The 24,402-nt window shown below is 67.0% G+C and carries 24 protein-coding genes; 10 read left to right on the top strand and 14 right to left on the bottom strand.

Annotation, left to right across the window (positions count from 1 at the left end; translation table 11 throughout):
* Window positions 1-62 precede the first annotated feature (62 nt).
* The gene (locus DN387_RS22365) at window positions 63-953 is read right to left on the bottom strand and encodes a DMT family transporter (protein ID WP_054915345.1); all 891 of its coding nucleotides are present in this window, start codon (window positions 951-953) and stop codon (window positions 63-65) included.
* A gap of 105 nt (window positions 954-1,058) precedes the next feature.
* Here DN387_RS22365 and DN387_RS22360 point away from each other — a divergent pair, with 105 nt between their 5' ends.
* A complete protein-coding gene (locus DN387_RS22360) occupies window positions 1,059-2,390 on the top strand; it encodes a PLP-dependent aminotransferase family protein (protein WP_054915346.1) in 1,332 nt (443 codons plus the stop codon).
* Window positions 2,391-2,400: 10 nt separating this feature from the next.
* On the opposite strand, the gene DN387_RS22355 is transcribed toward DN387_RS22360, so the two are convergent.
* From DN387_RS22355 to DN387_RS22345, 3 genes are all read right to left on the bottom strand, one after another.
* Window positions 2,401-4,689, bottom strand: coding sequence for a TonB-dependent receptor (locus DN387_RS22355; RefSeq protein WP_236171672.1), 2,289 nt, complete (start codon window positions 4,687-4,689; stop codon window positions 2,401-2,403).
* An 80-nt stretch (window positions 4,690-4,769) separates the two neighbouring features.
* Window positions 4,770-5,888 (bottom strand): aryl-sulfate sulfotransferase, encoded by a 1,119-nt coding sequence (locus DN387_RS22350; protein ID WP_054915348.1) that lies wholly within the window; start codon window positions 5,886-5,888, stop codon window positions 4,770-4,772.
* 66 nt (window positions 5,889-5,954) lie between these two features.
* Complete coding sequence (locus DN387_RS22345) at window positions 5,955-6,944, bottom strand: ABC transporter substrate-binding protein (protein WP_054915349.1); 990 nt, start codon at window positions 6,942-6,944, stop codon at window positions 5,955-5,957.
* A 46-nt stretch (window positions 6,945-6,990) separates the two neighbouring features.
* Between DN387_RS22345 and DN387_RS22340 the strand changes: the two genes are divergently transcribed.
* Window positions 6,991-8,118: a GlxA family transcriptional regulator gene (locus DN387_RS22340; protein WP_236171670.1), complete on the top strand. Its 1,128-nt coding sequence runs from the start codon at window positions 6,991-6,993 to the stop codon at window positions 8,116-8,118.
* A 27-nt stretch (window positions 8,119-8,145) separates the two neighbouring features.
* On the top strand, window positions 8,146-8,622 hold the full coding sequence (locus tag DN387_RS22335; RefSeq protein WP_043860504.1) for a hypothetical protein: 477 nt from the start codon (window positions 8,146-8,148) through the stop codon (window positions 8,620-8,622).
* Window positions 8,623-8,783: 161 nt separating this feature from the next.
* On the opposite strand, the gene DN387_RS22330 is transcribed toward DN387_RS22335, so the two are convergent.
* Both DN387_RS22330 and DN387_RS22325 read right to left on the bottom strand, forming a co-directional pair.
* Entirely contained in the window at window positions 8,784-9,263 is a 480-nt protein-coding gene (locus DN387_RS22330; protein ID WP_054915350.1) for an HIT family protein, read from the bottom strand.
* Window positions 9,260-9,730: a hypothetical protein gene (locus tag DN387_RS22325; protein WP_054915351.1), complete on the bottom strand. Its 471-nt coding sequence runs from the start codon at window positions 9,728-9,730 to the stop codon at window positions 9,260-9,262. Before DN387_RS22325 ends, DN387_RS22330 begins: the two co-directional genes overlap by 4 nt.
* 113 nt (window positions 9,731-9,843) lie before the next feature.
* Between DN387_RS22325 and DN387_RS22320 the strand changes: the two genes are divergently transcribed.
* Window positions 9,844-10,146, top strand: coding sequence for a hypothetical protein (locus DN387_RS22320; RefSeq protein ID WP_043860502.1), 303 nt, complete (start codon window positions 9,844-9,846; stop codon window positions 10,144-10,146).
* Here the strand turns inward: DN387_RS22320 and DN387_RS22315 are convergent.
* The 5 genes from DN387_RS22315 to DN387_RS22295 form a co-directional block, all read right to left on the bottom strand.
* Window positions 10,143-10,472 (bottom strand): hypothetical protein, encoded by a 330-nt coding sequence (locus tag DN387_RS22315; RefSeq protein WP_043860501.1) that lies wholly within the window; start codon window positions 10,470-10,472, stop codon window positions 10,143-10,145. The two genes, DN387_RS22320 and DN387_RS22315, sit on opposite strands and share 4 nt — an antisense overlap.
* A 72-nt stretch (window positions 10,473-10,544) precedes the next feature.
* Window positions 10,545-11,270: a DUF72 domain-containing protein gene (locus DN387_RS22310; protein ID WP_054915352.1), complete on the bottom strand. Its 726-nt coding sequence runs from the start codon at window positions 11,268-11,270 to the stop codon at window positions 10,545-10,547.
* Entirely contained in the window at window positions 11,267-12,055 is a 789-nt protein-coding gene (gene xth, locus DN387_RS22305; RefSeq protein ID WP_043860499.1) for an exodeoxyribonuclease III, read from the bottom strand. The genes DN387_RS22310 and xth overlap by 4 nt, the downstream gene beginning before the upstream one ends.
* 17 nt (window positions 12,056-12,072) lie before the next feature.
* Window positions 12,073-12,315: a hypothetical protein gene (locus DN387_RS22300; RefSeq protein WP_054915353.1), complete on the bottom strand. Its 243-nt coding sequence runs from the start codon at window positions 12,313-12,315 to the stop codon at window positions 12,073-12,075.
* 75 nt (window positions 12,316-12,390) lie between these two features.
* A complete protein-coding gene (locus DN387_RS22295; RefSeq protein ID WP_054915354.1) occupies window positions 12,391-13,524 on the bottom strand; it encodes a GGDEF domain-containing protein in 1,134 nt (377 codons plus the stop codon).
* 171 nt (window positions 13,525-13,695) lie between these two features.
* Here DN387_RS22295 and DN387_RS22290 point away from each other — a divergent pair, with 171 nt between their 5' ends.
* The 3 genes from DN387_RS22290 to DN387_RS22280 all read left to right on the top strand — a co-directional run bounded on the left by DN387_RS22290 (window position 13,696) and on the right by DN387_RS22280 (window position 15,765).
* Window positions 13,696-14,424 carry an AraC family transcriptional regulator gene (locus tag DN387_RS22290; RefSeq protein WP_054915355.1) on the top strand — a complete coding sequence of 243 codons (729 nt, stop codon included), beginning with the start codon at window positions 13,696-13,698 and terminating at the stop codon, window positions 14,422-14,424.
* A 77-nt stretch (window positions 14,425-14,501) separates the two neighbouring features.
* Window positions 14,502-15,461, top strand: coding sequence for a DMT family transporter (locus DN387_RS22285; RefSeq protein WP_054915463.1), 960 nt, complete (start codon window positions 14,502-14,504; stop codon window positions 15,459-15,461).
* 16 nt (window positions 15,462-15,477) lie between these two features.
* Window positions 15,478-15,765 carry a GNAT family N-acetyltransferase gene (locus DN387_RS22280; protein WP_054915356.1) on the top strand — a complete coding sequence of 96 codons (288 nt, stop codon included), beginning with the start codon at window positions 15,478-15,480 and terminating at the stop codon, window positions 15,763-15,765.
* 85 nt (window positions 15,766-15,850) lie between these two features.
* Here the strand turns inward: DN387_RS22280 and DN387_RS22275 are convergent, their stop codons facing one another.
* From DN387_RS22275 to DN387_RS22265, 3 genes are all read right to left on the bottom strand, one after another.
* Window positions 15,851-16,702: a CAP domain-containing protein gene (locus tag DN387_RS22275; protein WP_043860494.1), complete on the bottom strand. Its 852-nt coding sequence runs from the start codon at window positions 16,700-16,702 to the stop codon at window positions 15,851-15,853.
* A gap of 177 nt (window positions 16,703-16,879) precedes the next feature.
* Complete coding sequence (locus tag DN387_RS22270; RefSeq protein ID WP_043860493.1) at window positions 16,880-17,599, bottom strand: GNAT family N-acetyltransferase; 720 nt, start codon at window positions 17,597-17,599, stop codon at window positions 16,880-16,882.
* Window positions 17,600-17,673: 74 nt separating this feature from the next.
* Window positions 17,674-18,558, bottom strand: a complete 885-nt coding sequence (locus tag DN387_RS22265; RefSeq protein WP_043860492.1) for a LysR family transcriptional regulator — start codon at window positions 18,556-18,558, stop codon at window positions 17,674-17,676.
* Between the two features lie 111 nt (window positions 18,559-18,669).
* Between DN387_RS22265 and argC the strand changes: the two genes are divergently transcribed.
* The 3 genes from argC (at window position 18,670) to DN387_RS22250 (ending at window position 24,336) form a co-directional block, all read left to right on the top strand.
* Window positions 18,670-19,590 carry an N-acetyl-gamma-glutamyl-phosphate reductase gene (gene argC, locus DN387_RS22260; RefSeq protein ID WP_254506362.1) on the top strand — a complete coding sequence of 307 codons (921 nt, stop codon included), beginning with the start codon at window positions 18,670-18,672 and terminating at the stop codon, window positions 19,588-19,590.
* 610 nt (window positions 19,591-20,200) lie between these two features.
* Entirely contained in the window at window positions 20,201-21,976 is a 1,776-nt protein-coding gene (locus DN387_RS22255; protein ID WP_054915358.1) for a DUF262 domain-containing protein, read from the top strand.
* The gene (locus DN387_RS22250) at window positions 21,973-24,336 is read left to right on the top strand and encodes a DUF262 domain-containing protein (protein ID WP_054915359.1); all 2,364 of its coding nucleotides are present in this window, start codon (window positions 21,973-21,975) and stop codon (window positions 24,334-24,336) included. Before DN387_RS22255 ends, DN387_RS22250 begins: the two co-directional genes overlap by 4 nt.
* Window positions 24,337-24,402: the final 66 nt, after the last annotated feature.

Below are 24,402 nucleotides of genomic sequence, written 5' to 3'. Positions count from 1 at the left end.
CTAGCGAGGCAAAAAGCGGATCAGATGAGTTCGGCTCAAAAGCCCAGGCTGGGCGCAACCGTCTACCGCGCCCACCGCCTCGCCCCCGCCACACACAGGATCACCCCCACCGTCACCCCCAGCATCCCCGGGCTGACCTGCTCGCCCAGCAACCCCGCCGCCAAGGCCAGGCCAAAGAACGGCTGCAGCAGCTGCAACTGCCCCACCGCCGCAATCCCGCCCTGGGCCAGGCCGCGGTACCAGAACACGAAACCGATCAGCATGCTGAACAGCGACACATACCCCAGGCTCACCCACGCCGGCAGGCTGATACCCGCGAACGTCGACGGCGCCAGGTACCAGGTCAGCACCAGCATCACAGGCAACGACACCAGCAGTGCCCAGCAGATCACCTGCCAACCGCCCAGCGCCCGCGACAACCGTGCCCCCTCGGCATAACCCAGGCCGCACACCACCACCGCCAGCAGCATCAGCAGGTCACCCTGGGGCGACGCCGCCAAGCCCTGCGACAACGCAAAGCCCACCACCATCAAGCACCCCAGCACCGAAAACAGCCAGAACACCGGGCGCGGGCGCTCGCCCCCGCGCAGCACGCCAAACACCGCGGTGGCCAGCGGCAGCATGCCGATGAACACGATCGAATGCGCCGAGGTCACGTACTGCAAGGCCAGCGCGGTCAGCAGCGGAAACCCCACCACCACCCCAAGCGACACCACGATCAAGGGCATTACCTGAGCCCGGGTCGGGCGCGGTTGCCTGAGCAGCATCAGCAAGGCCAGCGCCAGTACACCGGCAATGGCGGCACGCGCCACGGTGAGGAACACCGGGTCGAATTCCAGCACCGCCAGGCGCGTGGCCGGCAAGGAGCCGCTGAAAATCACCACGCCGATCAGGCCGTTGATCCAGCCACGGGTGGCGTCGTCCAGGGTACGAGGTTTGAGAGTCTGTTCCATTGAAGTCACGCTCGACAGGTTGCAGGGGTAAGGGCACGCTTGCCAAAAACCATGCTAGGGCCGACGATCAGCACAATCAAAAAATCGTCATGGATACATCTGCACATGCCTCGTTCGCGCTACAAGGCCCTGGTCGACACCTTTGCCGCCGACATTCGTGACGGCAGGCTCGCCCCTGGCACCCGCCTGCCCACCCACCGTCACCTGGCCGCGACCCATGGCCTGGCCCTGGTCACCGCGTCACGGGTTTATGCCGAACTCGAGCAGATGGGCCTGGTGAGCGGCGAGACCGGGCGCGGCACCTTCGTGCGCGAAACCTCGCTGCCGCCCGACCTGGGCGTCGACCAGCAGGTGGTGGCCGCCGGCATGGCCGACCTGAACTTCAACTACCCAGCATTGCCCGGCCAGGCCGACCTGCTGCGCAGCGGCTTGCGCCAGCTGGCACTGAGCGGCGACCTGGAAGCGCTGCTGCGCTACCAGCCCCATGCCGGGCGCGCCCATGAACGCGCCTGCATCGCCCGGCACCTGCTCGGTTGCGGGCTCGAGGTGAATCCAGAGCAGGTACTGATCGTCAGCGGCGCCCAGCACGGGTTGGCCGTGGTGCTGATGGCCCTGCTGCAGCCCGGCGACGTGATCGCGGTCGACGCCCTCACCTACTCCGGGTTCAAGGTGCTGGCCGAGGCGTTGCGCCTCGAGATGCTGCCGATTCCGGTCACGCCCCACGGGCCGGACCTCGGCGCCCTGCAGCGGCTGTGCCGCAGCCGCCCGGTACGCGCGGTGTACAGCATGCCCACGCTGCACAACCCGCTGGGCTGGGTGATGAGCCTGGAGCAGCGCGAACAACTGGTGTCGATTGCCCGCACCCACAACCTGCACCTGATCGAGGACGCCGCCTACGCCTTCCTGGCCGACGACGCGCCGCCGCCCCTGGCCCAGCTGGCACCGGAGCGCACGCTGTACGTGTCAGGCCTGTCGAAGAACATCGCCACCGGCCTGCGCGTGGGCTTCATTGCCGCGCCGCCGCACCAGGTTGCCGCGCTGGAGCGCTCCATTCGCGCCACCACCTGGAACACCCCCGGGGTGATGACCGCCATTGCCTGCGCCTGGATCGAGGACGGCACGGTGGAGCGCCTGGAAGCCGAGAAGCGCGCCGATGCCCAGGCCAGGCAGGCCATCGCCCGCGAAGTACTGGCGGGCATGCCCTGCGTCACCCACCCCACTTCGTACTTTCTGTGGCTACCGCTGGCCGATGACGCCCGCGCCGAACAGATCGCCGCCGCCCTGATGCGCGAACAGGTGGCGGTGTCCACCGCGCAGCCGTTCGCCACCACCAGTCACGTGCCGCGTGCACTCAGGCTGGCGCTGGGCTCGGTGGACCTGGACACGCTGCGCGCGGCGCTGGCGAAGGTACGCTGGGTGGTGCAGGCGTACTCCTGAAGCCCACGCCTCAGAAGTCGTAGCGTGCACTCATGCCCAGGGTGCGCGGCGTACCCAACACCCCGGTGTAGGCGCCGTTGGGCGAGTTCCACAGGGTGGTGTAGTAGGTCTTGTCGAAGGCGTTCTTCAGCCACAGCGACACGTCCCACTGGCCCTGGCCCCAGTCGCCGCGCACCCCCGCCGACAGGTTGACCAGCGCATACCCCGGCAACTGCGCCAGGCGCGAATCGTCCACCGTGCCCACCGCCTGCGAGCGCCAGGCGTAGTTGCCGTTCACGTAGGGTTGCAGGCCGTTGTCCAGGCCCCACTGGTAGCTGGCGCTGGTGTTGGCAATCCATTTGGCCGCGCCCACCACGTTATGCCCGCTGAGGTCGCAGGCGGCCGGGGCGCCGGGGCGCAAGGCCACCTCCGCCGGGCATGGGGCGTTTTCGTAGGACAGGTAGCGTACATCGTTCCACGAGCCGTTCAGGCTCAGGGTCAGGCCACGGCTCACCCGCCAGGTACTGTCCAGCTCAAGGCCACGGCTGCGCACGCTGCCGGCGTTGGTCAGGTAGCTGGTGAGGTTGGCGTCGTCGTAGGCGTTGGTCTGGTAGCCGTGCACAATCGTCCAGAACAGGTTGGCATTGAGTTGCAGGCGCTGATCCAGCAGCGTGGTCTTGATGCCCAGTTCGGCGTCGTTGGCCCGTTCGCTACCGATCAGCAGCGAGTCGGCGCCGGCCACCGGGGCGCTGGCCACGCTGAGGTTGACCCCGCCGGACTTCTCCCCATGGGACAACGAGCCATACGCCAGCACCTGGTCGTTCACCCGCCAGGCCAGGCTGGCCAGCGCCGACGGGCTGAAGCTGTAGAGGCTGAGGTCGCCCGAATCATAGGCGCCGACACGCCCCTGCCTTACCGCTGCCGCCGCCCCCGTCACGCTCGCGCCGCCCACCGGGGCATCGCGCGTCACCCTGGCCAACTTGCGCTCGTAGGTACCGCGCAGGCCCAGGCTCAGGTCCAGGCGCGGGGTCAGGTGCCAGGTGCCCTGGGCAAAGGTGGCGAAGCTGTCGGTGTCGATGCTGCCGTGGCCCACGCTGTTCACATCGTTCAATGCGCCCTGCGGGGTGCCGTTCCAGGTGTCGGCCAGCGGCCCGTATTCGGTGAACACGCGGTTCTGCATCTGCTGGCCGAAGTAATAGCCGCCCACCACGTAATCGAACCGCTCACCCAGCGGCGAGGCCAGGCGCAGCTCTTGCGAATACTGCTTGTCGCGGGCCGACTGGCCTACGTTGTGCATCACGTCCACGTTCAGTTCGTCGTCGTTGCGCGGGGTGAAGTCCCACCAGCGGTAGGCGCTGATCGACGTCAGCGTGAAGCCATCGGCCAGCCCCCAGTTCGCCTCCAGCGAGGTGCCGCCCTGGAACACCGTGACACGCTGGTCGGCATCGAGGTTGACCCTGCGCCCGTCGACCAGCGTCGCGCCCACCGCCTGGGCCCGCTGTTCATAGCGGTTGACCCCGTTGATGGTCGGCCCGGTGCTGAACAGCGAGCGCGTGCCGGCGCTGGATTGCTCCTCGTTGTAGTCGCCGATCCAGCGCAGGCTGAAGTCTTCCTGCGGCTTGAACAGCAACTGCCCGCGAAAGCCCTGGCGTCGGCCGCCGCCCAGGGTGTCGCCGTCGAACCGGTTCTCCACGTAGCCGTTCTCGTCGGTGCGGTAGGCCGCCACCCGCCCGGCCAGCGTTTCGGTCAACGGCCCCGACACACCGCCCTGCACCTGCCGGTAGCCGTCCTCGCCCCGCGACGTCGACACGTTGCCCTGCGGGGTGAAGGTGGGCTGGCGGGTGGCGATGTTGAGCACCCCGGCCGTGGTGTTCTTGCCGAACAGGGTGCCTTGCGGGCCGCGCAGCAAGGCGATCTGCTCGATGTCCAGCAGGTCGAACACGGCCATGCCGGGGCGGCCCAGGTAGACGTTGTCGAGGTAGATCCCGGCGCTGCCCTCCAGGCCGTCACTGGCCGGGTTGTTGCCCAGCCCGCGAATCGACAGGCTCGACTGGCGCGGGTTCATGAACGCCACGTTGACGCTGGGCATGGCCTGTTGCAGGTCCTGCAGGCGATACAGGCGCTGGGCCTCCAGGGCCTGGGCGCCCAGCACGCTCATGGGGGTGGGCACGTGCTGCGCCTCTTCGCTGCGCCGGCGCGCCTCGACCGTCACCGGGGCAAGAGTCGGGGCGTCGGTGGGGGTAGGTTCAGTGGCTGACGCAGGCAGTGACAGCAGGCCCAGTGCGGCCAGGCACAGGGGGCGTGGATATGGCAGCTTCATCATCGATTCCTTTGGGGTATGGCGGTACCTCGCTGCGCGTGGTGTGCGTGAGCGTGAGGGTGGGTGCTGGTGCGCTGTGTTCAGGCTTTCAGCCAGGGAATGTCGTCGCGTTGGTAACGGTGCGCGCGGAAGATCGCGTTGTTCTCGCCCGGCAGGTAGCGGCGCGAGGCCGCATCGGGGTAGGCGGCAAAATGCGGGTTGATGTACTCCCACACCACCTCGCCGGCCGGCGTCACTTCGAACAGGCGGCCGAAGTTGGCCTCGGTGATCAGCGTGTTGCCGTTGTGCAGGCGCTGCGCACCGCCCATGAACGGGGTGAAGAAGGCGTAGCCGGGGGTATCGGCGTACTGCCATTCGATGCGCCGGGTCAGCGGGTCGATCTCCAGGATGCGCGAGTGCGGCATCGACACGTGGGGCCGCGAAATACCGTTGTCGAACACCAGGATGCGGCCGTTCTCCAGCTCGCTCGGGCAATGCTGCTGCGCCACCAGATCGTGGCCCAGACGCCACAGCACCTCGCCGCTGCCGCGCTGCACGGCGATCACCGACGACACGCTGCGCAGGCTGAGGATCACCTTGCCATCGCGACCCGGGGTCACCGCATTGGTCATGGGCCAGTGGTAGCGCTCGAAGGTGTCGTGCAGCGGGTAGTCCTCGGGGCGTAGGTGCTCCCAGCTGCGCCACTCCCACACCACCTGGCCCTGGCGATCCACCTCCTTGACCACATCGGCATAGATCACCCCGCCCGCCGCCTCGCTGCCGGGAATACCGCCCACCACGCGGCTGGCCAGCTCGGGGCTCAGGGGCTCGACCGTGGTGTACAGCAGGTGGCCGTTGTCCAGCCACTGTGCATCGTGGTGGTGCAGCAGGTCGGTGTGCTGCCACACCACCTCGCCTTGCGCGGTGACTTCACTGAAGGCGCCGCCGTGCCACACCGACCAGCCGGGGAACAGCTCGGGGGAGTCGGGGTGGTTGCCGTTGTAGCCCAGGTTGCCGTTGGGCAGTATCACCGCGTCGCGACCGGGGCGCTGGGGCAGCTTCCAGCGGTGTACCACTTCGCCGTCCAGGTCGATCAGGAACACGTTGCCGTCGGCGGTCTGCGGTGCGAACAGGGTGTAACCCCCGGCGCTGCGGGCGTGGTCCACGGCAACCAGGCCGGTCCTGTGGCGTTTGAGGGTCGGGGTGTGCAGGGAAGTCATGACGTTTCTCCGGGTGAGTGGTGCCCTGCCGACGGCAGATCGGCATGGCAGGTCGAGTTGAAGTGTTTAGTCAGGTTGTGGCAGCAAACTGTTGAAACGGCTATCGAATACCTGTTCAACCTGCAGCGGTTTTGGGATCAGGCGCTCGGCGGCGAAGGCATCGGCCAGGCGTTGCTGCAAGGCGATGATCGAAGGGTCGATGGGCACATAGCGCAGGTGCTGGTGCGCCAGCATCTCGCGCACCAGCTCAAGGGGCAGGCGCGTGCTGCCTGCCAGCGCCTGGGCCCAGGCATCCGGGTGGGCGGTGGCCCAGGCCTGCGCCCTGGCCAGGCGCACCATCAGCTCGCCCAGCTGTCGAGCACGCTGCGGGTCGGCCAGGGCCTGGCCGCTGGCGACCGTGAAGTTAAGGCCGGTCTCGGGCCAGGCCGAGCCGTCCACCAGCACCCGGGCGCCGTGGGCGGTGGCCTGCCCGACAAAGGGGTACCACACCGCCCAGGCGTCCAGATGGTCACTGGCAAAGGCGTTTTGCGCATCGATGGGGCTGGCGTAGGCGATCTTCACCTCGCGAGGGCTCAGCCCGGCCTGGCGCAGCGCGGCCAGCAGCAGGTAGTGGCCGCTGGAGCCCTTGGCCACCGCCACGCGCCGGCCCTTGAGGTCGGCCACCTGTTGCACCGTCGAGCCTTGTGGCAGCAGCAGCGCATTGTTGTTCTGGGCGCCGTCGGCCACGCCGATGATACGGATGTCGAAACCGCCGGCCTGGGCAAACACCGGCGGCGCATTGCCCACCACCCCCACATCCACCGCCCCGGCACTCAGCGCCTCGAGCAAGGCCGGGCCGGCCGGGAACGGGTGCCAGCTCAGGGGCAAGGTAAGGGGCTCGGCCTCCCCGGCGGCCTGCAGCAGGGTTTGTACCAGCCCGCTCTGGTCACCGACCCGCAGCGCGGCAGGTGCGGCGCTGACGGCCTGGGCCAGCACCATGCCGGCGCACAGCGCCACGGCGCGCAAGGTGGTGCGGCGGGCGTGCAGGTGCTTGGCAGCAGCAGCGAATAACGGCATTGTCGTCCCCTTGTTTCGTGTTGAACCCAGTATGTCGAGGCCCCCCGTGCAACTCCATGCCAAACACCCCTCCTTTGCTGCCACGCCACCCGCGCCCCGCGCGGTGGTGGTGCTGGGTTTCGACGATGCGTTGCTGCTCAATGCGGCCGGCCCGCTGGAGGTGTTCGGCGCCGTGCCGCGCCTGCTGGCCGGCGCGTTCGCACAGCACCCGCCCTATCGCCTGGTACTGGCCTCGCCCGAGGGCGGCCTGATCAGCACGGTGTCGGGCATCGAGGTGATGACCCGTTCACTGGCGCAGCTGGACCTGGAGCTGCGCGACATCGACACCCTGATCGTGGCCGGCGGCCCTGGGGTGGCCGCACTGGAAGCAGACCCGCGCGCGTGCGACTGGCTGCGCCGGCGCCATGGGCAGATTCGCCGGCTGTGCTCGGTGGGCACCGGCACCTTCGCGCTGGCGGCTGCGGGCCTGCTCGATGGCCGTCGGGTGGTGACCCACTGGAAGTTCAATGACGAGTTGCAGGCGCGCTACCCCAGCGTGCAGTGCCAGCCCGACGCGCTGTACCTGAACGACGCCAACCTGTGGACCTGCGGCGGCGCCACGGCGGGCATCGACCTGGCGCTGGCACTGGTGGAGCAGGACCTGGGCCCCCACGCGGCCCTGGCGCTGGCACGCTACTTCACGGTGTTTCTGTGGCGCTCGGCCGGGCAACCGCAACTCAGTGCCTCGTTGCAGGCACAGTCCAACGCGCTGCGCACCGCACCGGATGTGCGCCTGGCCCGGCTGCATGCCTGGATCGCCGCCAACCTGGATGGCGACCTGCGGGTGGAGCGCCTGGCCGAGCAGTTCGGCATGAGCCCGCGGCATTTTGCCCGGGCCTATGTGGCGGCCACGGGTGACACGCCGGCCCAGGCGGTGGAAACATTGCGCCTTGAAGCGGCGTGCCGCCTGCTGGAGACCACCCGCGAGCCGATCAAGCGCATTGCCGAAACCGTCGGCTTCGGCCGCGAAGAACGCATGCGCCGGGTGTTTCAGAAAGAGCTGGGCACCAGCCCGCTGGGTTATCGTACCCAGGCCAGGGCCCCGCAACCGGGCGTGCCCGTGCCAGTGGCCGGCCAGACCGGCTACCGCCATGTGGAGCGGCCGGGCATCGCGCTGGAGCATCTGGCGCAGTAGATTCGGATTGTCGAGAACGGAGTGATCATGAAAGTTCTGTATACCCTGCTTGCCCTACTGGCGTTGAGCGGACTGGGTGGCACTGCCTATGCCAAGGCACCGGCCGCAGAGGCGGCGCGCGAGTTCGTGGTCAAGAGCCAGGCCGGGGCCAACCTGGGGCCGATTGCGCTGTCGGCGGCCATGCGCACCAACACCTACGGCCTGCTGACTGCGCAGGTCGGCAGCCAGCAAGCGGAAAAGAGCGTGACGGCGGCCATCAAGGGGCTGCTGCCCAAGTACCAGCCGCAGTGGGACCAGCACCTGGTCGAGGCCTACAGCCAGTCGTTCTCGGCGAAGGAGCTGGCGTCACTGGCCAGCGAAGGTCGCGAATCCAAGTATGCCGACAAGGTAATGAGCAAGCAGCCAGACATCGGCAAGGCCATGCAGGCCAGTGCCAGGCCGGTGCTGATCGAGCTGGTGACCGAGGCGTTGAAGGTGGCGGTGGCGGCGCATCCGGTGAAGTGAGGGGCGTAGTTGCCTGCTGGTGCTGCGCACCCGATCGCGGGTCAAGCCCGCTCCCACAGGTTTGCGCTGCTTCTGTGGGAGCGGGCTTGACCCGCGATCGAGCGCAAAGCGCTCGCATGGCTCAAATCACACGGGTAGTGCCCCTTCCATCCACAGGCCCCTCATCGCAACGCCTCACGCACACATTCAATGGCTTCACCTACCGAGCGCCCCTGCACCGCTGGCGGGTCTTCGCGCTCACCGAACTCGCGCCACACGAACAGGGTCAGCTCCGCGCCATCGGTGAGCGACTGGCAGCCGGCCCCGGCATAGGTCTGCAGCAGCCGATAGCGCTCATCCTGCCAGAACAGCGCCTCCACCCAGTCGTACACCGGGATGAAGTGAAAGTGAATCGGGTACCCCGGCATATGCCCGTACCGGCTGATATACAGCCACTTGGGCTGCAACTGGCGCTCCATCACCGCCTGCGTCCTGGCCATCAGCCCGCCCATCTCGGCCAGCGCCGCGTCGGGCAGTTGCGCCAGTGAATCGACCGGCTGGCGCGACCCCAGCATCAGGTAACCCGGCAACGCCGAAGACAGATGGTGGTTGAGTACCCAGTGCGCGGTTTCGTGAACGATGAACTCAGCGGGGATCTTCAACGCGCCTTCACCTCGGCCAGCGCCTCGCGCAGTGCCTGTGCATCGGCCAATTCCTGCTTGGCCGTCACGCGCCCGTGCTCCAGTTGCAGCAACAGCACCGTGCCCTCGGCGCCCGGGTAACGCGAGGCCACCCGCCCCTCGCGGTCCAGCAGCACGCGGTAGCTGTAGTCGCGCATGGCCGGGATGGCGAACAGCTTGGCGATCAGCGCCGGCATGCGCTGCACGTCGGCGACAAACACACCCTTGCGCGCCTCCAGGTAGCCCTTGGGCTGCCCCTCCAGCACCGCCTTGACCAGCTTGCCACCCTCCATGCTGCGCGCCACCAGCACCAGGGCCGTGTCGTCGTTGAGGGTATACGGCTGCTCGAACTGGTCGAGCAGGGTCCACGGGGCCACGCGCTCGCCCACCTCAAGCGCCTGGGCAACGATGGGCATCAGGCCCAGCAACAGCACGATCAGCACTCTCACACCACACCTCGTTCATTGGGCTTCGACAAGCCGGCGACTATAGCGCGACTCAGGCAGGCGAAGACATCGCCCGCGCCACCGCATAAAGTGACGCTTTTTTCCGGGAGGTATGGATGAACGCGCCCACTGACCACACCCTCACCGCCCGCGAGGTGTGCCAGCAGCTACGTGACGCCGCCCTGGGGCTGGCCAGCCTGCAGTGCCTGCAGGCGCAACCGGCCAGTGGCGTGATGCAGGTGCAGATCGACGGCTGGCAGTTGAGCCTGGATGTCGAACACGGCCACCTGCACCACTGCCAGCGTTGCCAGAGCCCGGATGGCCGGGTGTACGAGCCTGGCCTGCGCTACGGCACCGACCCGGTCTACCTGCTCAGCACCTGGGAACTGGCCCGGATCGAGCGCCTGCTCGGCGCCTAGCGCTGCGCCATGGCATGGCGCGCGCACTGTTCGTAGTAGGTCTGCTTGATGGCTGGCGGCTTGAGCCGCGAGCGGCTGTTGTAGGTCTGTTCGGTAATGCCCATGGCCGTCATGCGCATCCACGGCTTGGGGAACTTGCGCGATTGCAGGCGCTTGCGCGCGGCATACAGCGTGACCCCGGACAGCTTGGACTGCTGCGCGCCGGCGGCAATCTCCGAACCCCAGCTGCACACGAAGCGGTCATTCTTGTTCAGCGCCTTGGCGTGCGTCGCCAGCGAGAAGGTGGCCAGTGCGCACACGGCCACGGTCATCACGAAACCTCGCATGAAGTCATCCTAACCCGTTGAAAGGCGGCGAGTTTGCCAAGGATGAAAAGGCGTCGGGGCCAGCAAATTGCCTTATGTGTCCTCCAGCAGTTGCAGCAGGCCCAGTGCATCGCCTACCGCAGCGCCGCTGGCGGTGTTGTCGAAGATGCACCAGCACTCCACGCCGGCCTCCAGGGCCTGGCGTATGTCCTGGGCCAGCAGTGCCAGGCGTTCGTGCCCATAGGCGCTGTGATAGAGGCGTGGCGAGCCGTGCAGGCGCCAATAGCGCAAACCGGCCCAGCCACCTGGCTGCACGGCACCGATGGGGCTGGGGTCGGCCCCCACCTGGGCAATGCGCCAGCGGTCGAGCAGCGCCCCGGCGTCGGCCCAGGAGGCATGGCGCGGCTCGAACGCCACGGCGCCGGCGTAGCGCTCACGCAGTGCACCGAAGAACGCCTGCGCCACCTGCGGCTCGCAGGCCAGCGATGGCGGGGTCTGCACCAGCAGGCATCCCAGGCGCTCGCCCAGCTGCGTGCACTGCTGCACAAACGCATCCAGCAACCCGGCGCAGTCATGCAGGCGTTGCACATGGGTGATCTGCTTGGGCACCTTGACCGAGAATGCGAAGCCTGGCGGTACCGCATGAGCCCAGCGCGCATAGGTGGCGGGCTGGTGCGGGCGGTAGAACGAGCTGTTGATTTCCACGGCCGGCAGGCGCGACGCATAACGCTGCAGGTGCGTGCCCTGCTCGGCGAACGCCGGCCAGTACGCGCGCGGCAGGCTCCAGCCGGCACAGCCGATGCGTAACAAGGGGCTCATCGAGCGGCCTTGAGTTCGATCCAGGTGGGTGCATGGTCGCTGGCATGCGCTTCGTTGCGCACCCAGGCGTCGACCCCGGCGTTTTTCAGGCGCCTGGCCAGCGGCGGGTTGAGCAGCAGGTGGTCGATGCGCAGCCCCGAGTTCTTCTGCCAGTGCTGGCGAAAATAGTCCCAGAAGGTGTACACCCGCTCGTCCGGGTACAGGTGGCGGATCGCGTCCGTCCAGCCCTGGGCCAGCAGGCGCTGGTAGCATTCGCGGCTTTCGGGCTGCAGCAGCGCATCCTTGAGCCAGGAGCGCGGGTTGTAGATATCCAGGTCGGTGGGCACCACATTGAAGTCGCCGGCCAGCAGCACCGGGTGCTCGCTGTTCACCAGGCCCTGGGCGTGGGCGATCAGGCGTTCGAACCAGGCCAGCTTGTAGTCGAACTTGGGCCCCGGTTGCGGGTTGCCATTGGGCAGGTACAGGCAGCCGACCTGAATGCCCAGCACCGCCGCTTCGAGATACCGGCTTTGCGTATCGTCCTCGCTTCCCGGCAAGCCGCGGCGCACCTCCAGCGGTTGCGCGTCACGGGCCAGAATCGCCACGCCGTTCCACGACGCCTGGCCATGGTGCAGGCAGCCATAGCCGAGGGCTTCGAAGTCAGCCACAGGGAACGCGCTGTCTACCGCCTTGAGCTCCTGCAGGCAGGCGATGTCGGGCTGTTCCCGCTCCAGCCAGGCCAGCAGGTTGGGCAGCCGCGCCCGCAGGCCGTTGATGTTGAATGTGGCGATCTTCAGCGTTTTCATCCGCACCTCCCTGGCGATCAGGTATCCGGGTCGTCGACCTTGGCCTCCACGGCCGCTTCGATGGCGTGCGTGTTCGCCTCATCGGCCATGGCCTTGAGCGCCAGCCAGTCGTCCCATTCGATGGCACCGTCGTCCAGCAGCGCCTGGGCCAGGCTGACCAGGGCCTGGTGATAGGCATCCGGCGATTCCAGCCGGTAACTCTGATCGTCCAGCACGGCATACCAGGCTTTGAGTTCAGGCGTATTGCGGTCAACCGACATGGCATTGTCCTCTGGGTCACTCAGCTCTAGTGAGTGCCGGGCGTGGCCGAACGTTCAGTTGCAGTGCACAGGCGGTCAGTCGGCCGCCACCACCTGATTGCGCCCCTGGGCCTTGGCACGGTACATCGCCTGGTCGGCGCTGTTGAGCAGGGTGTGCAGGTCGCTGTGCGCCGCACTGGCCACCGCCACGCCGAAGCTGGCCGTCATGCCCTGGCGACCATCGCTGTGGTGCACGAACTGCAATTGGGCGATGGCTTGCGCCAACTGTTCGGCGATGCCCAGCGCCGTGTCCATCGAGGTGTCGGCGAGCAGCACCGCGAACTCCTCACCGCCCAGCCGACCGTACACGTCGGTGTCGCGGAACGAGGCCTTGATCACCCCGCCGATCTGGCGCAGCACCTCGTCGCCGACCTGATGACCGTAGGTGTCGTTGATGCGCTTGAAGTGATCGATGTCCAGCATCAGTGCGCACAGCGGGCGCTGCTCGCGCTGGCTGTGGGAGTACAACTGCTGGGCATGTTCGAAGAACGCCCGGCGGTTCTTCAGGCCGGTCAGCTCATCGGTTTGCGCCGCGCTGCTGGCGATGTGGTGCGCGCGTTCCATCTCGTGGGTCAGGCATAACGCCTTCTCCAGCGCCGCGCAGAGCTTGCCGGTTGCGCGCAGCATGAACGAGGAAAACACCAGCACCGCCAGGGCCATGCCGGTCTGCAGCTGCGAGGGCTGAAACAGCAGCCACAGCGTGCAGGGCAGCAGCACCAGGCCGATGGCGGCCAGGGTCATCGAGCGGTAGGCGTAATAGCAGGACACCGCGCTGCCCGACATGCCCACGGCGAACAACAGCACGATCGCCTGGGCCAGCAGGCTGTCGTGCGGCATCACCGCCAGGGCCCCCAGGCCCCACACGCCGGCACTGAACACCAGGGTGACCCAGTATCTGCGTTCCCAGCGCGATGGGGTATGGCTGGTCTCGGGGCTGCGGTAGTAAGCGGTGAACAGCACGATGCGCGACAGGGTCGCCACGCTCAGCACGCCGATCCAGCTCAACGCGACGTTGTGTTCGATGTAGTCCCAGCACAGCCAGCACAGCATCACTGCGCCAAGAAAGCTGCCGTATACCGCGGTCAGCGACTGACGGAACAGCAACTGCAAACGGTCGGTACGGGCCAGTTGCGCCACAGTGGCATCAGGGTGCGAAAAGGGATGATCCATTGGCTATGCCCGCTATGGTGAAGCGCTGGTAAGCCGCATTGTGGCACTGTGCGATCATCTCGAACAGCCGGCTGTCGGCTGGGGCGCGCACGTGCGATTGAATGTTCAGAGGGTCGAGGATAGCCTGTGCGCACGGCGGCCATGCCGACGTCTGACGCCAGGAGTGCACCATTGGTCTTGAACCTCGATATTCGCAGCTATCAGGCTGAAAGCGCTCATCACCAGCATGACTTCACGCAACTGGTGCTGCCCATCTGCGGGCGCATGGAAATCGACGTGGATGGCCGTGGCGGCAGCATCGACAATGCCCTGGCGGCGCTGGTGCGACCCGGTTCGCAGCACGCGCAGCTGGCGCAGCCCGGCAGTCGCTTCCTGGTGCTCGACTGTGCCCCCGATGCACTGCACGGCCAGCCGTTCACGGCGCTGGCCCAACGCACCTATGTCACCATCCCGCCCGCTACCCGGCGCCTGATCGAATATGCCGAGCTCATCGGCCGTGACCAGCTGGCGGCCACTGCAACGCACCTGGCGCCCTTGCTGCTGGCGTCGCTGGCCGCCCTGCCGGTGCAGCCGAACCCCGGCCTCAACCGCCTGATTGCCCAGGTACACGCCCGACCAGCCGCCGCCTGGAGTAACGAGCGCATGGCCCATGTCGCGGGCATGAGCCTCAGCCAGCTGCATCAGCGCTTTCGCGAGCTGCATGACTGCACCCCGCAGGGCTGGCTGACCCGCGTAAGGATCGAGCAGGCGCAGCGCTGGCTGGGCGACAGCCACCTGCCGATTGCCGAGATCGCCCTGCGCAGCGGCTTCAGCGACCAGGCCGCCCTTACCCGCGCCATGCAGCGGGTGGGCGGCATCACCCCCGCCGCCTACCGCAGGCGCCAGCAACAGCCTGGGTAAAAAAACCCGCAGTCGGCGCCAATACCACCACTGGCAAAACCCGCATGCTGGGCACCTTTCACGGCAGGGGTGGTGCGATGTTCGCTGATCGTTCGTTGGTAAAGGGGCTTGGCTACGGCGTGGCGGCCGGGGTGTGCTGGGGCGTGATCTTCCTGGGCCCCGAACTCACCCCAGGGTTGAGCGGGGTGCAGTTCGCGGTACTGCGGTTCCTGTGTTACGGGCTGTTTTCGCTGGTGCTGCTGATGCCGCGCCTGCACCGGGTATGCGCGCAGCTCACCCGTGCCGACTGGGTCTCGCTGTTCTGGCTGAGCCTGGTGGGCAACCTGGTGTACTACTCGCTGGTGGGCAGCGGCGTGCAACTGGTCGGCATCGCCACCACCTCGTTGATCGTCGGTCTGATCCCGGTGCTGGTGACCCTGGCGGGGCGCCATGACGCCAACGCGGTGCCTGTGCGGCGGCTGATCCCCTCGCTGACGCTGGCGATGGCCGGCGTGGGCCTGATCAGCCTCGATGCGTTGCACAGCGGCGCCGACCCCCGCACCAGCAGCGGCCAGGTGATAGCCGGCCTGCTGTGCGCCGTGGGCGCGCTGGTGAGCTGGAGCTGGTACGCGGTGGCCAATGCCCGTCGGCTGGCCCTGGTCGGCGGCGTGTCCTCCCACGACTGGGCCTTGCTCACGGGCCTGATGACCGGCGCACAGGTGCTGGTGCTGGCGATTCCGGTGCTGGGCCCTGAAGTGGCGGCCCATGGCGCGGCAACCTGGGTTCACTTCGTGCTGGTGGCCGCGGGCGTGGCGCTGCTATCGTCGGTGGTCGGCGGCGCCTTCTGGAACCAGGCCAGCCGGCTGCTGCCGCTGGCGCTCAGCGGCCAGGTGCTGGTGGTGGAAACCCTGGCGGCGCTGCTGTTCGGCTTTTTGTGGGAACAGCGGCTGCCCGGTGCGCTGGAGCTGGTTGCTATTGCGCTGCTGGTCGGTGGCGTGGTCTGGTGCCTGAACTGCCACCGCAGCGATACTGCCAGTGCCACCGCAACCTCCTCCTGAACCAATGGACTGTGAAATGCTCACCATCAGACCCGCTACCAGCGCCGATGCCCAGGTGGCCTACGACATACGTCGGGAGGCAGTCCGTCATCACTGCATCGGGGCCTACCCGGCAGAACAGATGCTGGCGTTTCTTGAAGCGCTGGCGCGCAACCTGGGGCTGGCGCAGGTGAACCTGGACGCCACGCTGAACGCAGCAGCCTTCTATCGACAGTGTGGTTATGTGGGCGAAGCGACAGCGCTCTATCACTCACCCCGGGGCATCGACCTGGCGTGTGTGCCCATGACCAAGGTACTGGTATAGGTCGGCGCCGGCCTCTCGCGGGCCAAGCCCGCTCCCACAAGGATGGCGGTGTGCCTTGTGGGAGCGGGCTTGACCCGCGATGCTGTCACTTCGTCCCGAACATCGCCGTCCAGTAGATCCCCGCATCGCTCTTGGGGTCCACCGCATAGGCCGCGCCCAGCTCCTTGAACTGCGGGTTCATCAGGTTGGCGCAATGCCCGGCACTGGCCAGCCAGCCATCGACCACCTTGCGCACGTTGTCCTGCCCGGCGGCAATGTTTTCCCCGATCAGCTGATAGCTGTAGCCCTGCAACTCGGCGCGGTCGCCCGGCATGCGCCCGTCACGGTCGCGGTGGTCGAAGAAATTGCCGTTTGCCATGGCCCGCGTATGGCCCTGTGAGGCCTCTGCCAGGGTGGTATTCCAGGCCAGCGGCGCGCTGGCCGCATAGGCCTGGGCGCCGCACTGGCGCGGCTGGGCCCGCGCACTGTTGATCGCATCGAGCAGCTTCTGCCCCTCCACCTGCGACTCCGCCAGCTTGGCACTGAGCAGTGGGCGCGCCAGCACGATGCGCCAGTCACGCCCTTCGCGGCTCACGCCCACATCGACGAACTGCGGGTCGAGCACCACCTTGCAGAAGCTCTCCTGGATCGCCTTCATCGCTGCCGCTGCATCGCGCGGCCCCGACAGGCTGATGGCCTGCACGCTGACCATCGGGTACGAGGCCTTCACCAGCGCCTGCTGCAAGTCACCGACACCGTTGGCCGGGAGCACCAGGCGCGGGTCGCTGGCCAGCGGCGGCAGCTCCAGCGACACCTGCTCGGCACAACGTTGCGACTGGCTGCGATAGCCATTGATCGACTCGACCAGTTGCGTCTCGTCGCTCGCCACCGCCAGCGTGGTGACAAGCATACCCAGCGCCAACGCGCCCAGACGCAGCCTGGATGATAAGTCGTGCATGTAACTCTCCCTTGAACAAACTGCGCCCATGATGCGGGATTTTGTGTTGCTTTCGTAGCACCACGGGATGCGACGCATTATCAATACCTGCCTGTGCGCCGCTATCGAGCTTGGATGCGCAGTGCCGGCCGGCGTTCCTTGCCCTGCGCACAAATCCACCGGTTGACGCCCCTACCCTCACACCAGCCGCAGGCTGGCAGCGGCCTGCGCGCCCGTGTCGCCAAGGCGCTGCTGCACGAATGCCCTGGCCTGGCGGGTGAGTTGATCCAGATGACGATCGCGCTGCTTTTCGGCGTCCACCATGGCCCGCTTGCCGTGCTGCTTGAGCAGGTAGGCGTGAATCTGCTGGACCTCAAGGGTGCGGTAGATCGGCGCCACGTCGAGCACCGCCAGCAGCCCCTCGGTGGCGTGATCGCGGGTGTTCATCAATACCTGCGGCCCGCGTGCCCCCAGCACCTGAAAGCCCATCGCCTCGAAATACGCCACCTTGCCCACGGCGCAGGCCAGCTCCACGTGCGGGTAGCGCTCGCGCACCTGCCCCAGCAGGGCCCGGGCGATGCCCTGGCGCCGATGCCCGGCCAGTACCGCCATGTACGCCACCGCACAGGCCTGGGGGTCGTCCTGCACCGGCAGGTACAGCACGAACCCCAGCAGCCGCGAGGGGTCCTGCTCGTCGGTGGCCACCAGCAACTCCACCGGGATGCCGCGCGCGCCACTCAGGGCCTCCAGGTACAGGTGCACCTCATAGCCGATGCCGTACTGGTAGAGGCTGTACAGCGGGTTGCTCGGCGGCAGGGCCACGCTGCTGATGTCGGTCAGGTAGTCGACCACCATCTGCAGGATCTGGCCCTTGATCGGTTCGTCGGGGGGTGTTTGCAGCAGGGTGATGACAGGCATGCGGCGTCTGGCTCCGGAAACAGGGTGACCTTTGCGGTCCTGGCGGCGATTCTACAGGTCTGCGCGGCCCCGCCCTACCCCGCGCTCAAGCCCCACAGCACCTGCAGCACATGGCCGGTGGCACGCTCCACCTCGCCGCTGCGGTGCGCGATGCCCAGCTGGCGCCACAGCAGCGGCTGCAACGGGCGCATCACGATGCGCGCATCGGCCAGCGGCGTGGAGCCCTCGTTGGGCAGCAGGGTGGCGCCGTAGCCGGCAGCCACCAGGCTCTTGATCGCATCGTTGTAGTTGAGCTGGATGCGCGGCGCCGGCTGCTGGCCGGCCGCGTTGAACCACTCCGAGGTCAGGCGTGACAGCCCGGTGCTGCTGTCGTTGAGAATCAGCGGCTGGGTCGCCAGCCACTCGGGCGTGACCTGCGCCGGGCAGTCCCAGCGTGCCGGCAGGTACGCCATGACCGGGTCGCGCCGCCAGGGCTCGATGCTCAGCCCCTTCACCGGGCTTTGCGGCAGGGCCACCAGGCCGATGTCCAGCGAGCCCTCGGCGAGCTTGTTGAGCGTTTCGCGCGAGGTCAGCACCGCCACCTGCACATCGATGCCGGGGTGTGCATGGCCCAGGGTTTCCAGCGCCTGGGGCATCAGTTGCGCAATCGCCCCGGTGGACGCCCCCAATCGCACGCGCCCGGCCAGGCCCAGTACCTGGCGCTGCACGTCGTCCAGTGCCTGCTGCGCGTCGGCCAGCAGGCGGCGGGCGCGCTCCACCAGGGTTTCGCCGATGGCCGTGGGCTGCACGTTGCCGCGGGTGCGCGAAAGCAGGGTGCCGCCCACCCGTGCTTCAAGCTCGGCGACATGCAGGCTGACCGTGGGCGGCGCCAGGTTGAGCACCCGCGCGGCTTCGGCGAACGACCCCAGGTCGGCAATCGCCACCAGGGTACGCAAACGGTCCAGGCTGATTTCACGCATGGGTGTTGCCTCTTCAGTAAAACTGAACCTGACATTTGCCAAATTCAACTTTTCCTATCTTAACCGCGCATCGAAGATACGCCCTGACCTTTTTCACGTGCGAGCACACTCATGGCCACACCCGTTGTATTCATCGATGGCGACCAGGGCACCACCGGGTTGCAGATCCACCAGCGCCTGCAGGGCCGAACCGACCTGCAGTTGCTGACCCTGCCCGCCGAACTCAGAAAGAGCCCGCAGCATCGCGCCGAGGCGATCAACGCCTGCGACATCGCCATGCTGTGCCTGCCCGACGATGCCGCGCGCGAGGCGGTGGCCACCATCCGCAACCCGGCGGTGCGGGTGATCGACGCCAGTTCCGCGCACCGTACCCATCCGGAGTGGGTCTATGGTTTCGCCCAGATGAGCCCGCAGCAGGCCGAGCGCATTGCATCAGCCAAGCGGGTGAGCAACCCCGGGTGCTACCCGACCGGGGCCATCGGCCTGCTCAAGCCGTTGATCGATGCCGGCCTGTTGCCGCAGGACTACCCTGCCAGCCTGCATGCCGTGTCGGGCTACTCGGGCACCGGGCGTGCCGGTGTCGAGCTGTACGAGGGGCCGGATGCGGCCGGGGCGCCGGCATACCAGGCGTATGGGCTGGGGCTTGCGCACAAGCACGTGCCGGAGATCCAGCAGTACAGCGGGCTGGGCCAGCGGCCGATGTTCATGCCGGCCTATGGTGCGTTCCGCCAGGGCATCGTGCTGACCATCCCGGTTCAACTGCGGCTGTTGGCGCCGGGTGTTACCGGGGAGCGCTTGCATGCGTGCCTGGCCGAGCACTATGCGCAATTGCAGCACGTCGAGGTGCTTTCGTTGCAGCAGGCCAAGGCGCTGACGTACCTGGACCCGCAGGTGATGAACGGCACCGACGACCTGCGCCTGATGGTGTTCGAGAATGGCGAGCAGGTGCTGTTGGCGGCGGTGTTCGACAACCTGGGCAAGGGCGCGGCGGGGGCGGCGGTGCAGAATCTGGACCTGATGATGGGGGGGTGAGTGAGGGGCACTTCCCTGGCGATTGGCGCGGTGGCCTCGCAGTAAAAGCCTGCATTGTGCATGTAGGCCTTGCGACCGCTTCGCGCTCGATTCGCGGGTCAAGCCCGCTCCCACGCCCTGCGGGCAGAAGCGGATTATGCATGGCTCAATGATCTGTTTCGGGCCGCCAGGCCGTGGGAGCGGGCTTGCCCCGCGATCTGGTGCGCAGCGCCAGCAAAACCTGCCCACGCGGTTCGCCTGATACACCGTGCATGTAGGCCTCGGGCGGATTCTGCCTCTGGCCGCCAGGCCGTGGGAGCGGGCCTTGCCCCGCGATCTGGTGCGCAGCGCCAGTAAAACCTGCACATGCGGTTTGCCTGATGCACCGCGCACTCAGGCGTTGCGACCGCTTCGCGCTCGTTCGCCGGCAACGCCGGCTCCTACGCCCTTCGGGCAGACTCCGCTTCTGGCCGCCAGGCCGTGGGAGCGGGCTTGCCCCGCGATCTGGTGCGCAGCGCCAGCAAAACCTGCCCACGCGGTTTTTCTGCCCACTCCGTTGCCAACCTCGCCCTACCAAGGCACTCTGCCATCGCTCGGCTGTTGCGCACCCTCGGCAATAAGGACCATTGCAATGACCTCACCCGATTTTCGGCCCAAGCCCGTCCACCAGCTGATCAGGGAGGACAGGCAAAGCCCGGTCAATCGCTTCTGGATCCCCGCCTACCAGCGCGGCTACCGCTGGAAACCCGAGCAGGTGCAACAACTGCTGGAAGACATCCTCGAGTTCGCCTACCGCAAGAACCCGCAGAACGACGACTTCTACTGCCTGCAGCCGCTGGTGCTCAAGGCCCGCGACAACGGCCAGTATGAAGTGGTCGACGGCCAGCAGCGCCTCACCACGCTGCTGCTGATTCTGCGTTTCTTCAACCAGCGGCTCACCGAAAAACACCGCGCACCGGTGTTCGAACTCAGCTACGAAACCCGCCCGCACCTGCCGGATTTTCTGCTCGAGCCCTCGGCCGAGCAGGCCCGCGGCAATGTCGATTTCTTCCACCTGTACCAGGCCATGCACAGCATCGAGCACTGGTTCGATCAGCACGACAACGAAGTCGACGACTTCAAGTCCACCCTGCTCAACCGCTCCAAGGTCATCTGGTACGAGCTGGCCGCCAGCGAGAACCCGGTGGACGCCTTCACGCGCCTGAACATCGGCAAGATCCCCCTGACCGACGACGAGCTGATCCGTGCGCTGTTTCTCAAGCGCAACGCCGACGACGCCTCGGGCGAAACGCCCCAGCAACTGCGCATCGCCCACGAATGGGATCAACTCGAAAAGGCCCTGCAGAACGACGCACTCTGGTACTTCCTGAACGAGCAGCCAAGCACCGGGCAGAACCGCATCGGCTTCCTGTTCCAGCTGGTAGCCCGGCTGGAAGGCGCAAGCGCGCCAGCCCGACAGCGCTACTCCGTGTTCCATCACTACAGTCGCCGGCTGGCTGCCCCCGACGCCTCGACGCAACCGCTATGGCAGCAGGTCAAGAACACCTGCATGCTGCTGGAGGAATGGTTCGAGGACCGCCGGCTCTACCACATCATCGGTTTTCTGGTGCAGCAGGGTGTCGCCGTGGCCGAGCTGTTCGCCCTCTCGCAAGGCCTGCCCAAGAGCCAGTTCGAACAGCGCCTGCGCCAGCGCGTGTTCATGCAACTGACCGGCTCGCCCCTGCCCCAGCCGGCTACCCGCGACGCCATTACCGATGCGCTCTCGCCCTTCCTCGCCGGCCTGGACTACTCACAGCGGGACAGATCGGCCATTCGCGCGACCCTGCTGCTGTTCAACCTCGCCAGCCTGCTGCAGAACCCGCAATCGAACGTGCGCTTCCAGTTCGACAGCTTCAAGAAGGAGCGCTGGGACATCGAACATGTGCGCTCGGTCACCGCCCACCGCTTCAACGGCGCCGAGGAAAAACAGCAATGGCTGCAGCGCTGCCTGCCGCACCTGCCGGACAAGACCGAAACCCGGCCTCTGCGCGAGGCCCTGGAGGCATTCATTGGCGACCCCAAGGGTGCAGACGATGAGGCTTTCAACGCGCTCCACCAGGCAGTGCTGGAGGCGTTCGGCGAAAACCAGGAGGTCGACGACAGCATCGGCAACCTCACGCTGCTCGACCAGAAGACCAACCGCAGCTACAAGAACGCGATCTTCGCGGTCAAGCGCGAGCGCCTGCTGGCCCTGGACCAGGGCGGCGTGTTCGTGCCGCTGTGCACGCGCAACCTGTTCCTCAAATGCTACAGCCCCGACGTCAAGCACCTGCTGTTCTGGGGCGAACAGGACCGCAAGGGCTACGCGCTTGCGCTCTTGCACACCCTGATAGCCTTCTTCGCCGACCCGCAGGAGCAGCACGCATGAGCGCCAACAGCCAGATCATCTTCGGCCAGCTGTTCGAGCGCTACGGCGGCACCCGCATCCCGCTGATCCAGCGCGACTACGCCCAGGGCAGGGCCGATACCGAAGAGGTGCGCAGCGAGTTCCTCGGTGCCCTGGCCCGCGCCCTGGCACTGCCGCCAGACGACCCGAGCCTGCCGCTGAACCTGGACTTCGTCTACGGCACGCTGAACCCCCAGCGCCAGTTCGTCCCGCTCGACGGCCAGCAGCGCCTGACCACGCTGTTTCTGCTGCACTGGTACCTGGCGCAACGCGACGGTGAGCTGGCAGCCTTCACCCAGCTGTTCTGCAACGCCAACGGCAGCGCCCGATTCGCCTACAGCGTCAGGCCCAGCAGCAGCGAGTTCTTCGACGCCCTCAGCCAGCATGCGCCCTCGCCCGCGCTGGGTGCCGACGACTCGCTGATCGAGCACCTCACCGACCAGCCCTGGTACTTTCGCCACTGGCGCCTGGACCCCACCATCCAGTCATGCCTGACCATGCTGCAGGCCATGCACGAGCGCTTTCACAACGCCGCCACCGCCCGTTTTGCCCGCCTGATCGATGTGCAGCGGCCGGTGATCAGCTTCCAGATCCTCGACCTGGACGACTTCGGCCTGGCCGACGACCTGTACATCAAGATGAACGCCCGCGGCATGCCGCTGACCGCCTTCGAGACGTTCAAGGCGCGCTATGAACGGCACCTGCACACCCAGTTCGACGGTCACACCCGGCAGATGCACGGCAAGCCGGTCAGCACCGCGACCTTCTTCGCCTGGCGCATGGACACGCGTTGGGCGGATTTTTTCTGGAACTTCAGCAACGCCCGCAATGACGCCACGGCCCCCGCGACCATGCGCCTGTTCGACCAGGCGGTGATGAACCTGTTGCAGATGGTCGCCGCGGCCACCCGCGCGCCCGAGGCGCCGGGCTACGAAGCCGACCTGCTCAAGCTGCGCAACCGCCAGCAGCGCCTGAGCTACCAGGTGTACGAGGACAACGGCTGGCTCGATGATGCGTTTTCCGAAACCCTGATGCTGCTGCTCGAGGCCTGGAGCGAGGGGCCCAACAGTTTCACCACCCAGTTGCCCACGGCGCACTACTTCGACGAGGTCGCCTTCTTCAACCACGCCATCAGCGACCAGCCACTGAACTACACCCGCCTGGTGCAGTTCTGCGGCTATGCGATGTTCCTGCGCCGCCATGGCAGCAGCCAACCGCAGGCATTTGGCGAGTGGATGCGACTGGTGGTCAACCTGTCGGTCAATGCCAGCTACGACGGGCCGGACGATGTAAAGCGCAGCGTCAGCGGGCTCGGCGAAATGCTGGAGCAGGCGCTGGACATCCTCGCGCACTTTGCCAGCGTCGACAGGCCCGTCAGCGGCTTTCGCGGTACCCAGGTGCGCGAGGAAATCACCAAGGCGAAACTGATCGTCGCCGACAGCCAATGGCGGCCGCTGCTCGAACACGCCGAGCAGCACGGCTACTTCCAGGGCCAGATCGATTTTCTGCTCGACCACAGCAGCGCCGCCTGGGCGCTGCAAAGCCACGCGCACGCCACCTGGCAGGAACACTTTGCCAGCAGCCTTGCGCTGGCCGAGCAGATGTTCGACGACCACGGCCTACGCGCAATCGACGACTTCCTCTGGGAGCGCGCGCTGTTGAGCGAGGGTGATTACCTGCTCAAACGCGGCTACAACCATTCGTTCCTTGGCGACGGTCTCACGGGCCCTGGCACCTGGAAACGCCTGCTGGCCAATGAAGACGGCATGCGCGTGACGCTGTTCTGCCTCTGGAACCGACTGGACGAAACCCGCCCGCTGCCGGCCCAGTTGCAACGCATCATCGACCAGGCCCGGGTGCGGGAGCCGTGGCGCCAGGTGCTGATCCAGACCCCCTCGGCCCTCGGGTACTGCGCGTTGCGCCAACTGCGCTTCGAACGCGACCAGGTGTACCTGCTGGCCAGGGAACGCATGAGTGGCAGCCATGCCGAGCTGTTCAGCTTCGCCCTGCATCAACGGCTGCAAACCCCGCAGCGGCTGGCGCAACTGGCACCGCTGTCGGTCGAAGGCTACGTGCCGGTTTCCGGCAGTGCCGACGAACCCTACTTCTACCTGCTGCACAGGCACAGCCCGCAGGTGCACACCCATCTCTATGTCACCTCCACGCCGCATGGCTTCCTGCTGCAGATCGATGTCGATGAACTGCTCGGGCGCGACGCCCTGGCCCATGCCCTGCAGCAGGACTTCGACTTTGTCGTCGAGGCCGGCTACCTGCAGAGCCACTGCTCCCGCGACACGGTCGAACGGCGGCTGGTCGCGCTGGCCGGCCTGTTGGCGGCCTGAGGCACGCGGACTGCCCGCCGCCCTCCAAGTGGTCGGTTGATGCCCGCGCCCTGCCCCTATGCTTGG

The sequence above is a fragment of the Pseudomonas sp. FBF18 genome (assembly GCF_024261405.1).
Taxonomy (GTDB): domain Bacteria; phylum Pseudomonadota; class Gammaproteobacteria; order Pseudomonadales; family Pseudomonadaceae; genus Aquipseudomonas; species Aquipseudomonas palmensis.
This window is presented reverse-complemented; position numbering and strand designations above follow the sequence as displayed.

Coding starts and splice junctions, on each gene's coding strand:
- DN387_RS22365 (WP_054915345.1), bottom strand. CDS start 953: ATGGAACAGACTCTCAAACCTCGTACCCTGGACGACGCCACCCGTGGC.
- DN387_RS22360 (WP_054915346.1), top strand. CDS start 1,059: ATGCCTCGTTCGCGCTACAAGGCCCTGGTCGACACCTTTGCCGCCGAC.
- DN387_RS22355 (WP_236171672.1), bottom strand. CDS start 4,689: ATGAAGCTGCCATATCCACGCCCCCTGTGCCTGGCCGCACTGGGCCTG.
- DN387_RS22350 (WP_054915348.1), bottom strand. CDS start 5,888: ATGACTTCCCTGCACACCCCGACCCTCAAACGCCACAGGACCGGCCTG.
- DN387_RS22345 (WP_054915349.1), bottom strand. CDS start 6,944: ATGCCGTTATTCGCTGCTGCTGCCAAGCACCTGCACGCCCGCCGCACC.
- DN387_RS22335 (WP_043860504.1), top strand. CDS start 8,146: ATGAAAGTTCTGTATACCCTGCTTGCCCTACTGGCGTTGAGCGGACTG.
- DN387_RS22320 (WP_043860502.1), top strand. CDS start 9,844: ATGAACGCGCCCACTGACCACACCCTCACCGCCCGCGAGGTGTGCCAG.
- DN387_RS22315 (WP_043860501.1), bottom strand. CDS start 10,472: ATGCGAGGTTTCGTGATGACCGTGGCCGTGTGCGCACTGGCCACCTTC.
- DN387_RS22310 (WP_054915352.1), bottom strand. CDS start 11,270: ATGAGCCCCTTGTTACGCATCGGCTGTGCCGGCTGGAGCCTGCCGCGC.
- xth (WP_043860499.1), bottom strand. CDS start 12,055: ATGAAAACGCTGAAGATCGCCACATTCAACATCAACGGCCTGCGGGCG.
- DN387_RS22300 (WP_054915353.1), bottom strand. CDS start 12,315: ATGTCGGTTGACCGCAATACGCCTGAACTCAAAGCCTGGTATGCCGTG.
- DN387_RS22295 (WP_054915354.1), bottom strand. CDS start 13,524: ATGGATCATCCCTTTTCGCACCCTGATGCCACTGTGGCGCAACTGGCC.
- DN387_RS22285 (WP_054915463.1), top strand. CDS start 14,502: ATGTTCGCTGATCGTTCGTTGGTAAAGGGGCTTGGCTACGGCGTGGCG.
- DN387_RS22280 (WP_054915356.1), top strand. CDS start 15,478: ATGCTCACCATCAGACCCGCTACCAGCGCCGATGCCCAGGTGGCCTAC.
- DN387_RS22275 (WP_043860494.1), bottom strand. CDS start 16,702: ATGCACGACTTATCATCCAGGCTGCGTCTGGGCGCGTTGGCGCTGGGT.
- DN387_RS22270 (WP_043860493.1), bottom strand. CDS start 17,599: ATGCCTGTCATCACCCTGCTGCAAACACCCCCCGACGAACCGATCAAG.
- DN387_RS22265 (WP_043860492.1), bottom strand. CDS start 18,558: ATGCGTGAAATCAGCCTGGACCGTTTGCGTACCCTGGTGGCGATTGCC.
- argC (WP_254506362.1), top strand. CDS start 18,670: ATGGCCACACCCGTTGTATTCATCGATGGCGACCAGGGCACCACCGGG.
- DN387_RS22255 (WP_054915358.1), top strand. CDS start 20,201: ATGACCTCACCCGATTTTCGGCCCAAGCCCGTCCACCAGCTGATCAGG.
- DN387_RS22250 (WP_054915359.1), top strand. CDS start 21,973: ATGAGCGCCAACAGCCAGATCATCTTCGGCCAGCTGTTCGAGCGCTAC.